Source organism: Bacillus sp. IBL03825 (assembly GCF_024712505.1).
In the GTDB taxonomy this organism is placed as follows: domain Bacteria; phylum Bacillota; class Bacilli; order Bacillales; family Bacillaceae_G; genus Bacillus_A; species Bacillus_A wiedmannii.
Map to the genome: position 1 here is coordinate 2540535 of NZ_JAMXKE010000001.1, position 12348 is coordinate 2552882.

Annotated in this window: 10 protein-coding genes; 6 read left to right on the forward strand and 4 right to left on the reverse strand. The window is 30.9% G+C overall.

All coding sequences use genetic code 11. The features are described 5' to 3' along the window. Positions 1-172: 172 nt before the first annotated feature. Entirely contained in the window at positions 173-1216 is a 1044-nt protein-coding gene (locus NHG49_RS12980; RefSeq protein ID WP_064475276.1) for a Fic family protein, read from the reverse strand. Between the two features lie 1689 nt (positions 1217-2905). Beyond that, positions 2906-3229, reverse strand: a complete 324-nt coding sequence (locus tag NHG49_RS12985) for a hypothetical protein (RefSeq protein ID WP_064475277.1) — start codon at positions 3227-3229, stop codon at positions 2906-2908. Between the two features lie 603 nt (positions 3230-3832). On the opposite strand from NHG49_RS12985, the gene NHG49_RS12990 reads away from it, so the two are divergent. After that, positions 3833-5209 (forward strand): lytic polysaccharide monooxygenase, encoded by a 1377-nt coding sequence (locus tag NHG49_RS12990; RefSeq protein WP_064475278.1) that lies wholly within the window; start codon positions 3833-3835, stop codon positions 5207-5209. 194 nt (positions 5210-5403) lie between these two features. Here NHG49_RS12990 and NHG49_RS12995 read toward each other — a convergent pair whose 3' ends face one another. Beyond that, positions 5404-6813: a phosphatidylinositol-specific phospholipase C gene (locus NHG49_RS12995; protein WP_154131482.1), complete on the reverse strand. Its 1410-nt coding sequence runs from the start codon at positions 6811-6813 to the stop codon at positions 5404-5406. A gap of 418 nt (positions 6814-7231) precedes the next feature. Further along, entirely contained in the window at positions 7232-7801 is a 570-nt protein-coding gene (locus NHG49_RS13000) for a hypothetical protein (RefSeq protein ID WP_064475280.1), read from the reverse strand. A 644-nt stretch (positions 7802-8445) separates the two neighbouring features. On the opposite strand from NHG49_RS13000, the gene NHG49_RS13005 reads away from it, so the two are divergent. The 5 genes from NHG49_RS13005 to NHG49_RS13025 all read left to right on the forward strand — a co-directional run bounded on the left by NHG49_RS13005 (position 8446) and on the right by NHG49_RS13025 (position 12345). Next, a complete protein-coding gene (locus NHG49_RS13005; RefSeq protein ID WP_064475281.1) occupies positions 8446-9288 on the forward strand; it encodes a metallophosphoesterase in 843 nt (280 codons plus the stop codon). A 207-nt stretch (positions 9289-9495) separates the two neighbouring features. Beyond that, positions 9496-9747 carry a hypothetical protein gene (locus tag NHG49_RS13010; RefSeq protein WP_000548621.1) on the forward strand — a complete coding sequence of 84 codons (252 nt, stop codon included), beginning with the start codon at positions 9496-9498 and terminating at the stop codon, positions 9745-9747. A gap of 178 nt (positions 9748-9925) precedes the next feature. Further along, positions 9926-10651 (forward strand): ABC transporter ATP-binding protein, encoded by a 726-nt coding sequence (locus NHG49_RS13015; protein WP_064475282.1) that lies wholly within the window; start codon positions 9926-9928, stop codon positions 10649-10651. After that, entirely contained in the window at positions 10648-11667 is a 1020-nt protein-coding gene (locus NHG49_RS13020; RefSeq protein ID WP_064475283.1) for an ABC transporter permease, read from the forward strand. The genes NHG49_RS13015 and NHG49_RS13020 overlap by 4 nt, the downstream gene beginning before the upstream one ends. A 24-nt stretch (positions 11668-11691) precedes the next feature. Beyond that, positions 11692-12345, forward strand: a complete 654-nt coding sequence (locus NHG49_RS13025; protein WP_064475284.1) for a TetR/AcrR family transcriptional regulator — start codon at positions 11692-11694, stop codon at positions 12343-12345. Positions 12346-12348: the final 3 nt, after the last annotated feature.

Below are 12348 nucleotides of genomic sequence, written 5' to 3' on the forward strand. Positions count from 1 at the left end.
TTTTTCGACAAATATTCCTATAAAACGTTTTGTAGGAATTAGAAATAACTAAATTAGTAATAATAGCTTAATATATTAAAGTGAAATTCAATGAATAAGAGTCCAAAGGCATGAATTTAAATGATAAAGTTATAATTTTCTTTTTTGAACTGTAAGTGTTTTACAAGCATAGTTAAACTTTAATCCAACTAGCATTTCTTCCTTTTGTCACTAGCTTAATATGGCCAAACAATTGCAAGGAATTTAAAGCCTTACTGATTGTACTCTCTGCTATGTCTGGATATGTGTTACGAATACACTCCTTAGTAAAGGGTTGTTTTTGTTTAAGTATAAAATCCTGAATTCTCTCCACTTTAGTATGCTTACATATAGAATCTAGAACTGTATTATGAAGATCTTTGTACGCCTCTAATATAATAGTTAAAAACGTTTTTAACCAAAAGCTACTATTATGTTCCTCGCAGTACCAATTTACCGAAGATTTATAAATCGAATTGTAATATTCAGATTCATTTTTCTTAATGTATTTATCCAGACATACATATTTTACAAATGTATTTCCACTCTTAATTAATAGCAATTGCATTAACATAAGTGCCAATCTGCCGTTACCCTGATTAAAAGGAACTATGCAATAAAAATTAAATATAAAACGAGCTATTAATAAAAGTGAATGATAGCCCTTACTAGAATTTAATGAGTTATATTGATCACATAATTGTTCCATTACTTGTGGAATAAGCTCATGTGGAAGAATGCGGTAACTATTTAAGTGCATTCCGTTTTCAGGAATACCTGGAATAGTAAACGGTTTTTCGCGCCATTTGGCACTGTCAGAGGTAAGGTAATGTATTAATTGAAAATGTAATTCCTGTATAGTCTCTGGATTGATTAATAAATCACAGGAATTCTTATGTACAAAAGTAAGTGTTTGATAAAAACAAAAGATAGCATCTTCCGAAATATTTTGAGGTACTATATCATCTAAAATAAGTTCTTTTAATCTTTTATTTGGGACTTTTATATCTTCATAGGTAGTAGTAAAGTTTTTTATGTAATGAAGTGGTATGGTTTTTTCTAAGCTAGTAAATATATCAGGATTTTGTTCCTGATAAGCAGCTAATTTTCCTTTTAATTCACTAATTTCACTGATTATATTTAATAGCCTCCTTTTTAATTCAATATTTTTATACTTGTCATCGAAAAAATTTCTCATTTTTATTCCCCCTGTAACCCCTTAACATGCTGTTACATAAATCTTTCCATTCTAAAGATAGTTTACAACATTATTTTGAAATAACAATATATGTATTTTGATTTTGAACTTATTTTAGAATCAAAATTGTTATTTAAATTTGATTAACGAGTTAGAACTTATGATTAATCATGTTTGAATAAAGAATGAATATACACAGATAGAAAATATAGTTTGACGTAAATTCCTTTTTATGAATTTACGAGATGAAAATATAATTTTAGAATTATTATTAGTGTAGTTTGCTGTATGATTGCTGGGAATTTACTAGAAAGTAACTAATTTTCACAAATAAAATAAAGAAATCTTAAAGAGGAATCAATAGGATCTAATTTGAATAGGCATAATCCTAACATTAAATGTGTAAATGTACAATAATTAAATGAAAAAAATATGAAAATATCGACTTTTTTCGACAAAATAAATTAGATAGAAAAACAATCTAATGTAAGAAAATTGTTGCTTTAGATGGTCTCTGCATTTCATAAATTAATATTGAAGGAATTATCAAATGATTTTTACGAGTAATAAAAGAGTAGATATATAGATTAAATTGTGACAATTATAAAGTTAGTATTCTCCATTTTCATTATTTAATTTAACAAATTTAATAATAGCAAGGTAACTTTTCTATATTTAATATAAGTATTTGATGGGTTATGCTCATAAAAAGTGTCATTTTCTATATATCCATGTAGCATTTAGTACTTGTATTGCGAAATATTTTGACATAAGTTAATTTAAATATTAGGTACAGAAACATTTTAAGGAAAAGAGTCAGTATAAAAGTACCCTGAAAAACGTTTCACCCTAAAAACGTTTTTCCTCAAGAGGTTTTCTCAGGAGCACTAAAGGTTTTTAATTTGTTTCTGTGCCTTATTAGATAAAAATAATATAATAAGTTATTTAGAAAAGGTGAAAAATTCCCCCATTATAAAGAACCTTTCATATCACTTAACGTCCGTATGGTCTAGTTAAAGTAGGAATTTAAAGAAAAGGAAAGGGCTAGATCTAGTTATAATTAGTGCAATAAATAGGGGGCTACTCAAATTTTTTTGTTTGATTTGGTAGGAGTAATATTTACGTTTGTTGGACTAGGTGTATTAAAGTGCATACCTTTTTGATTCAACCGATGAGGCGCTAATCAAGGATTTAATCATCTAGAATTTAGAAAGGTTAAATGTGGAACTGAAGTCTCTACTAAATTAGTAGAGACTAAAACAATCCCCTTAAATTGAACTATTCACTACTTAACGTCCTGTTAGATTGTTTGAAGTGTTAGTAGGAAAATCTAAAAATAAAAAAGGATATTCTACTCTTCTTTTATGTATATAAAACAAAGTGTAAGGTAAGTTCCAGATCCAAAGTGTTTTATTTAATATTCATTCAATCTCATGCGTACTACTTTTATTTTCTTAAGAGCATGTATTTGCGTGGATGCTCTTAAGAGAATAAAATGTCTAAAAAAATAAGTATAAGCATACATTTTAAAAATTGATATATCGTATATTATAAAAAACTCATTGTTCTTCAAATAACAAACAATACAATGTGAATGAAACTCTTAGAAGAATTTATATATAGAATTCACCTTAACTTAAAAACCACATTTTATGCAAAATTATATTTGCTGCTATAGAAGGGTGGGGGTTAACATGACCAAAACTGGGTGTAGGTTCGTATTCCTTGTAAAATAAGTGATTCTTTACTGTTTTCTCTAGTTGTATCTATTAATGATTCATCAGGCTTCCTTCCAGTGGAAGGGACATAAGTTGTTACTATCCTTGGAAATATATTAATAAACACCCATTCAAATTTATCGATATTTCTATTTCCAAATTCTAACGTTTCAATTGGCTTAATTGTATTTTCTCTATCAAAAAATTTTATTATGTAAAACCTTTTTGAGAGGTCACTACTATGTTCAATAGTCCAAATTAAATTTTCCATTTTCTTGATTTGCAACAAGTCCATTTCCAAAAATCCTTTCATACATAAATATAGCGAATGTTCCTATTCTATACTAAATATTTTTAAATTTAAATAGTTATCTTATACGATAGAATAAAAAGAAGTTAATACTCTAAAATTTATCTGAGAAAAGGACACACCTACGCATACATATGCTATAGGTGTGTCCTTTTTTAGTTGTTTATAAGTTTCCTACAGAGTTATTATGAAGTAAAGTTTCAACAGTTTCACCATAGTGAAGTGAGATTTATTTAAACCGTATATTAAGTTAATATGAATCGTATATTGGAATTGTACAATATATGTGTAAGGCGTTTCTGGAATTATATTATTTTGAAAATATAAACTTCAATATACCAAAAAGTAAGAATATTAAACCGTAATCGATATTTGGATTTTTTGTGAATCTTTATTGGTTTTTTATAAACTCTTTACTACATAATGTTACAAAATAGAATTAATTTGCTTAATTTAGCCCCATATCAGGTTAATAAATAAACTAAATATGTTTATGTTATTGAACTATTAATATATTAGTAGGTGATTTGTTCGTTTATCCCTATATTGCTATTATATTAGCGTAAACAATATATTGGGGGGACAAGTATGAATTTGAAATTAACATCTAAGTTAGAAAGATTAAGAAAAAGTAAAAAAGGAATTGGTGCTTGTGTTTTAGCTGCAGGAGTGACGGCAATTACAATGATTCCTCAAAGTGCATATGCACATGGGTTTGTTGAAAAGCCGAGTAGTCGTGCTGCTTTATGTAGTCAGAATTATGGAGCATTAAATTTAAATTGTGGAAATGTAATGTACGAACCTCAAAGTCTAGAAGCACCTAAAGGATTCCCAGATGGTGGACCGATTGATGGGAAAATTGCTTCGGCAGGAGGACTGTTTGGAGGGACTCTTGACCAACAAACATCAAATCACTGGTTCAAAAACACAATAAAGGGGGGAGCAAATACATTTACATGGAAATACACAGCGGCACATTCTACAAGTAAATGGCATTATTACATTACAAAAAAGGGATGGGATCCTAATAAACCATTAACACGTGCTGAATTAGAACCAATTGGAACTGTGAACCATGACGGTTCGGCCGCATCAAATAATTTAACACATACAATTAATGTACCAACTGATCGAAATGGTTATCATGTTATTTTAGCTGTATGGGATGTAGCAGATACGTCAAATGCGTTTTATAACGTAATTGATGTAAATTTAGTAAATAATGAAACTCCCGACACAGTAGCTCCAAGTCAACCAACGGGATTAAATGCGTCTAAAGTATCTGCCAATAGTGTTGAACTAACATGGAAGGCCTCTACTGATAATATAGGCGTAAAAGAATATCAAGTGTTACGTAATGGAGAAGTAATTGGGACGGTACCAGGTACAACTTTTACTGATAAAAAACTAAAAGCAAATACGGAATATACCTATACAATAAAGGCATTAGACGCTGCTGGAAACATATCAAAAGAAAGTGAAAAACTAAAGGCTAAGACAACAAATGAAATTCCAGATAAAGAGGCTCCGACTCAACCAAAAGGATTACATAGTATGAGTACAACAGCGACAACTGTTAATTTGATGTGGAGTCCGTCTGAAGATAATGTAGGTGTTGACCATTATATTGTATATAGAGAAAGCGCTGGGGTTATGAATAAAATTGGGGCAGCTGATAATACATCATTTATGGATAAAGATTTGAAGGCTAATACATCGTATAAGTATGTAGTGACGGCGGTTGATTTAGCTGGAAATGAATCTAGTAGAAGTGATGTTTTGAATGTAACAACAAAGTCAGGGGATTCCACATATGAAAAATGGGATGCAAGAAAGGCATATACTAAAGGTGATAGAGTAGTACATGAGGGAAAAGTGTATGAAGCGGTTCAAGATTATCAAGGGAACGGCGACTCAAATTGGATTTTTGCCCTATCACTTTGGAAGCCAGTTTTGAATAAATGATAAGCTGGAAAAGGTAGTTAACATTTTGGGATTTCTTTTTGAAAATTCAAGGTCGTTCCAAATACAGATTATCTAATGGTTTAAATGATATGTGAGTAAATTTAATCACCATCTTAATGTTTACGTAATGAAATCAAAAAAGAACCCCAATGGTATTCCATCAAAAAGGAATTCCATTGGGATTCTTTATTTTTTTAATTTGTAATAGCGTATATTTTCACTGTGAATTTGTTAGTGGCACCAATTGGACTTGCAATATAATATTTAGTATTTGTGTAGGCTTCAGTCCTAGATCCATGTGAAATATTTTTCCAAAGAGTAGAATCTGTACCTAGGGAAACGTCGATCATTACATTGAAAGAAATAGAAGAAGGATAATCTTTTTCTGAAGGTTCAATAACCCATTTTAATTCCTTAGTACCTACAGGTAAACTATCAATTTTAAAGTTTTGACTGGATCGGTTTTTTTGTCCGGATAAAGGACTAGATTCGGATGAAATCTGCGAAATTAATACTTCTTTTTCATTCGAATGTATACCATTTAATTTAATGATACTATCAATTAAACCTGGCCCAGGAAAATCAGCTGCGATGATACCAGAATGTTTAATTCCACCTTGTTGCAAGAGTTCGGTCCCAAGTGTATTCATACCACCATAATATACTTGTCCATTTTTATCGCGGGGGAAATCACTCCACGCATTAGTGAAATTCGTTTGAATCAACTTAGGATTACTATCAGTATTTCTGTTCTCTTTTCCACTTGCAACAAACCATGGATATACATTATTTAAAAATGCAGCTGCACCACCTGTACCGCTAAAATGGTTGAGATATATTTTTCCATTATTAAAGTTAGTATTTGCATTTTGTAGATGGGTTTTTACCGCATTCCATTTTCCATATATTTCGTCTGGACCGCTTCCAATTTCAAATTTATCTTGTATATTCAAACTTTCGTAATCAACACCGTAATATTGAGAGGATGTAAAGTTTTGTAAGATTACAATTTTACCCCGGATATCTCCTAAAGTAGGGTTGTTTCTATCTGTAGTTGGTACGGAATTAGGGTCCCAAAAATATGAAGCATTAACGTTTTTATATTTTAAAAATATCTCCTCAAATGATAGTGATCCACTTTCAGGAGTAGTTTCTTCTTTTAAGCGCATTAAAATTGTTTCTGTCGGATAATCTTTTAAAAATTGAATTGCCTCTTTTAATACATCTTCAAACACTGCTTTTTGATTTGCAATACCATGGTACATTGCAAAAGAATCTTTTACACGTTTAACACGCATATCTACATATCGAATTCCAGAGTTTAATTGTTGGGGTAGACTCATAGTTTGATTTCTTGTCAAATTTTCATCAAGAAAACTTGCGCCATGTAAAGCCATTGTACCGTGAGTCCCTGGAATAGATAATTCACTTAATTTTATTGAATTTGCTACTTTCGACATCCAAGCTGGATTTTGATAGCCTATATTGGATTCATAGGAATAACCGGGATGACTATCAGCAAAAATAGTAGATGGTGTACTTAAACTTACTAGTGTAAAACAAGTAAGGATGCTAATTTTAAAGAAGTTGTTCATTTTGTTCATTTTATCTCTCCTGACCTTTAAACAATAGTTAAAATAAGATGGTTTTTTACTATATTTATTGTTGTCATTCTTTAAATAATGAATTGTTGTATTTGAAAAAAATTAAAAAATAGGAGGTGTAAGTTATTTGAGACTTTAATAATTTGTTGTAATGAATTGTACCTAATAGCCAAACGGATTCTTAAAGAATCGAAGTATGGACTCGAAAAAACAACCTTTTATCGTATTGTATACAAACAAAACAGAAGCCTTAAAAAAGACTTCTATTTTATGACATATAATGAATGATAAGCTGGTTAACAAATCAAGATAATGTGACTGAGTGGTAAAAATCTATTAATAGCTGTTTCAGAATTTCTTATAACAAGGCTACTTAGGAAAAGTGGATCTCTACAATGCTAATAAAAATTTAAAAATTCTATTCATTAAAACTTAAACTAACTACAGTTGCGATAGATTGGGCTGCATGTTCCCAGCTGCCATCTATAACTTTCCCAATCTGCTGACCAAGTGCATTTAAATCATTTGGATTAACTGGGATCCCATTATAAGCAGCAAGAATTGATAAAAGTGGAGCAGCAAATGGTGTCCAACCACCTCTATCAATATTAAATACAGGCTTATCTATTACCTTTCCATCTTGCACTGTAAACTCATAATAAAATTGATCATCTGGACGAAAACTTAAATGATGAGAAATTTGTCCCTTAACATATGTTTTACCGCCACCTAAATTTACTACTTCAATTGGTTTTACATTAAATTCATGCTCAAATACTTTAATTTTTTTAACTTCTGGACCATTTAAGGCAGCCTTAACCGCTGTTTCCAAATTATTTTGTGCGAATGGTTGAATACTCATTTGTACCTCTTTTTGTTGGATAGGAGCCTCTTTTTCTGCAGCAAACACCGATGTAGTCGGTAGTGCACCTGTAGCTAATGTAGCTGCAAGTGCTGTCGTCATCATGATTTTTCTTTTCATCTTCATAGTTTTCTTCCTCCCTTAAAGTAATGATATATAATTTTTTAAAGACTGACATGGGGCAATATTTTATTTCATAATGCACGCAAAAACTAGGTTAAGAATTATGTCAGAAAATCAAAATTAATTATATATTCATTTACAATGATATCTATCTACACATGTTTTTTCAATTTTCTAACAAATGACACAATAATAACTTTTCATAAGGTAATTTAGTGTTTCAATTCTCTCTATGCACGTTTTAAACAAATTAAAATCGGAGTGGTAATAATATATTTACAAGCAAATGTCGTATATAATTTGAGAAAAGTACACAATTTTTTTATAAAAAACTATAGGAATTATCGTTATATCGTTATCAAACTAAGTAAGATAAATAATAATATGATGAAGAGCTTCCAGTGATTCGCTATAAATTCACTGAAAAATGAGCATGACATCATACACTCATGCACGACAACTAGGATATCAAAGCTCCACTTTATAGCGAATGAGCTAATACGAATGAGATTGAAAAATTTTATTAGTGGCGTATAAAACTATAACAAATACTACAAATCAATTAAAAAATTTCAGTTATTCTGAATGCGAAGGGCACGTAATATTTATTGTGAACTGTAGTACTGATCAAGATTTTAGGAGGAAATATGAACAAAAAGACTAAAAGAATCATATTACTTATTAGTATTTTAGTAAGTTTTAGTATCTTTTTATATTCACAAAACAATTTAATAAGTATAACTGAAGTTAATATAACATCTAATAAAATCCCCTCTTCTTTTAAAGGTTTTAAAATTCTACAAATTTCAGATTTACATAATAAAAAATTTGGCGACAATCAAGAAACTTTAATTCAAAAAGTAAAAAGCATAAATCCAGATATTATTGCTATTACGGGTGATCTAATTGACAGTAAATCATACGATGCAGAAGTTAGTCTGGAATTAATACGAGGGCTTGTAAAGGAGTATCCTATATATTTTGTGACAGGAAACCATGAAAAATGGTCAGGAAAATATAATGATTTAGAGAAAGAGTTGAAGCAACATCATGTTACTGTTTTAAGAAATGAACATGTAAGTATTCAAATAGGGGGACAAGACATACATATACTTGGTATTGATGATCCGGAATTTGTTACTGGAAACCGTGATGAAGGAAATGTTGTAAAAGATGAAATTATAAAAGCGAAATTTGAAATGCAGCCGGATACATATAATGTATTACTATCCCATAGGCCTGAATTTTTAACAGAGTATGCTGATGAGCAAATAGATTTAGTGTTATCAGGGCATGCTCATGGAGGGCAAGTTAGATTGCCATTTATCGGAGGTTTAGTTGCGCCAAATCAAGGGATTCTCCCTACATATACAGCCGGTTTATATGAAAAACAAAATACGTCTATGGTAGTAAATAGAGGACTAGGTAATAGTATCATACCGCAAAGGATTTTCAATAGACCAGAACTTGTAGTCGTACAGTTAAATTGAACTGTACGATTTTTTGTATAGAAAAATAAGCCATATGTAATTTATACAAGTTAACATTACAATTTTGTTAAAAATTTTCTACGTTACATAAAGTAACAAAATTTGACCCAGAGAGTTTGTTATAGTGTAAATAATCAAAAAACTTAAAAATTAGTCGAGTGAAAAGTGTGATAAGTAATTCATGAAAAAACTTAAAGGGGTGTACACATGCATAAAGAATATGAAATTGAAGAGTATACGGCGATTGAGGAACAAATACATTATTATTGTAAATGTTTATTAGTAAGTCATCCTGATCAAATTATAAAGTATTTAGAAAAAAGGTTAGAAAAATATGCAGAAACATTACAATATGCCCATTTATATCCCGACACAGTTATATTACCGTTACAGCAATTAGTTATCGAATATTCTTTAGATGTTGCTAGAATTAGAAAATATATGAATTTAAAAACGTAAAATGAAATATATAATTTAAATGAAACAGAGTCGACTTTAAGAAATGATATTCTAATGTCGACTCTGTTTCATTGTTTAAGATTGAAAATACATACTAATCAATGAATTTTGACATATAATTACGCAAGAGTAAAATGAAAGTGAGTACTCACTCATTTTTGAAAAGGAGGAAGAATACGTGCAGCAACCTGCCATTATTTTACGGACTGTATCAAAAAGTTTTGGAAAAAAAGAAGTAATACACAATCTTTCATTGCAAGTTGAAAAAGCAGAGATATTTGGTTTAGTTGGGCCTTCAGGTTCAGGGAAAACGACTCTTATTAAATTGATTGCAGGTATTAATGAGGCAACAGAAGGTGAAGTGCTTGTTTACAACACGAACATGCCTAATTTAAATGAAATGAAAAGAATTGGTTATATGGCTCAGGCTGATGCATTATACGAAGAGCTATCAGCATATGAAAATGCAGATTTTATTGCAACGATGTATGGATTAAAGGGAAAACATAAAAAAGAAAGAATCGAAGAGGTTTTTGACCTTGTACAATTATCACAACATATAAGACAGCAAGTGCAGCATTTTTCAGGTGGGATGAAGAAGCGTTTATCATTAGCGATAGCACTCCTTCATGAACCTGAAATATTAATTTTAGATGAGCCAACAGTGGGGATAGATCCACTTCTTAGAAAAACAATCTGGGAAAAATTTTATGATTTGAAAAAGAAAGGCACAACTATTATTGTAACGACGCACATTATGGATGAAGCTGAGTTTTGTGAGCGTCTAGGGTTGATTAGAGAAGGAAAGCTAGTTGCGACTGGAATACCTGAAGAATTGAAAAAACGGGTATCATCAGGACGGATTGAAGATGTCTTTTTGTTGGAAGAGGTGGCCCTATCATGAGAGTTACTGGTGTAATCATTCGTATTATTCGCCAATTTTTTCGAGATAAACGTTCGTTAGCGATGATGTTTGGGGCACCCATATTATTACTTTGGTTATTGTCTCTAGTGTTTACACAAAAAGACTATGTACCGCATATCGCTGTAGTTGATGTGCCTGCTCCTATTGTAAAAACAATGAAAACTCAAGAAGCCTCAATTTATGAATACGGCAAAGAGACAGCAATTTCAGAGTTAGAACTGCAAAAGGTAGATGCAGTAATTTATTTAGAGAATGGGAAAATGAATCTTTTATTAGAAGGAAGTGATTCATCAAAAAATCGTGCTGTACTTCAAGTTTTACAAAAGAGTTCAGAAAAGAATGATGTATCAGTTATGAAGCCTGAAGTAAATTACTTACATGGCTCTAAAGACTTTACAATGTTTGATGGGCTTGGTCCCGTATTGATTGGTTTCTTTACATTTTTCTTTGTATTTATATTGTCTGGAGTTTCCTTTGTTAGAGAACGTTTAAGTGGTACATTAGAGAGGTTATTGTCCACTCCAGTGAGAAGATGGGAAATAGTTGTAGGATATATTATTGGTTTTGGAATCTTTGCATTTATACAATCAATTATAATCGTGAATTTTTCAGTTTATATTTTAGACTTGTATGTAGCTGGCTCCATATGGCTAACGCTACTTATTACATGCATGCTTTCTTTAACGGCATTAACTTTAGGGACGTTTTTATCAGCATACGCAAATAATGAATTTCAAATGATCCAGTTCATACCGCTTGTCATTGTGCCACAAATTTTCTTTTCTGGGTTGTTTCCAATCGAATCTATGAATAAGTGGCTACAAATGTTAGGGAAATTATTTCCACTCACATATGGAGCTGACGCAATGAGACAAGTGATGATTCGAAATCAAGGATTTACAGAGATCGCATTAGATCTTACTGTATTACTACTTTTTTCTCTATTATTTGCAATAGGGAATGTATTTGCATTAAAGAAACATCGGAAAATATAATGATGATACAAAGGGGCATTGTAGATGAAGAAGGATTGGCTGGATGAATTAATTGCCGCAACTAATACGGATAAACGAAATGAACGTCAAATGCGTATTTTAGAGGCAGCTGTTGATATGTTTGGAGAAAAAGGATATGCATCAACTTCTACAAGTGAAATTGCAAAGCGTGCTGGTGTAGCGGAAGGAACAATCTTCCGCTACTATAAAACGAAAAAAGATTTATTGTTAGCGGTCGTCATGCCGACATTAACAAAGTTTGCTGCGCCATTTTTCGTACAAGCCTTCGCAAAGGAAATATTTAAATCCGAGTATGAATCATATGAAGGGCTTCTAAGAGTTGTTATTCATAATAGATTTGAATTTGCAAAAAAGCATTTTCCAATGATAAAAATATTAATTCAAGAAGTGCCATTTCAGCCAGAATTAAAAAATGAAATACAACATTTAGTAGAAACAGAATTACTTTCACATTTTAAAAAGTTAATTGTAAAGTTTCAAGAGGAAGGGGAGATTATTGAAATACCGCCATCTTCTGTATTACGTCTTACTTTATCAGCTGTATTAGGTTTACTATTAACAAGGTTTTTATTATTGCCTGAAGAAAAATGGGATGATGAAGTGGAAATTGAAAATACGATTCAATTTATATTGTACGGATTAACACCACGGAGGTAATGT

Excerpts from the sequence above, each read along its gene's own strand:
- NHG49_RS13005 (WP_064475281.1), top strand. The coding sequence starts at position 8,446 with ATGAACAAAAAGACTAAAAGAATCATATTACTTATTAGTATTTTAGTA.
- NHG49_RS13025 (WP_064475284.1), top strand. The coding sequence starts at position 11,692 with ATGAAGAAGGATTGGCTGGATGAATTAATTGCCGCAACTAATACGGAT.
- NHG49_RS13010 (WP_000548621.1), top strand. The coding sequence starts at position 9,496 with ATGCATAAAGAATATGAAATTGAAGAGTATACGGCGATTGAGGAACAA.
- NHG49_RS13000 (WP_064475280.1), bottom strand. The coding sequence starts at position 7,801 with ATGAAGATGAAAAGAAAAATCATGATGACGACAGCACTTGCAGCTACA.
- NHG49_RS13020 (WP_064475283.1), top strand. The coding sequence starts at position 10,648 with ATGAGAGTTACTGGTGTAATCATTCGTATTATTCGCCAATTTTTTCGA.
- NHG49_RS12985 (WP_064475277.1), bottom strand. The coding sequence starts at position 3,229 with ATGGACTTGTTGCAAATCAAGAAAATGGAAAATTTAATTTGGACTATT.
- NHG49_RS12995 (WP_154131482.1), bottom strand. The coding sequence starts at position 6,813 with ATGAACAAAATGAACAACTTCTTTAAAATTAGCATCCTTACTTGTTTT.
- NHG49_RS12980 (WP_064475276.1), bottom strand. The coding sequence starts at position 1,216 with ATGAGAAATTTTTTCGATGACAAGTATAAAAATATTGAATTAAAAAGG.
- NHG49_RS12990 (WP_064475278.1), top strand. The coding sequence starts at position 3,833 with ATGAATTTGAAATTAACATCTAAGTTAGAAAGATTAAGAAAAAGTAAA.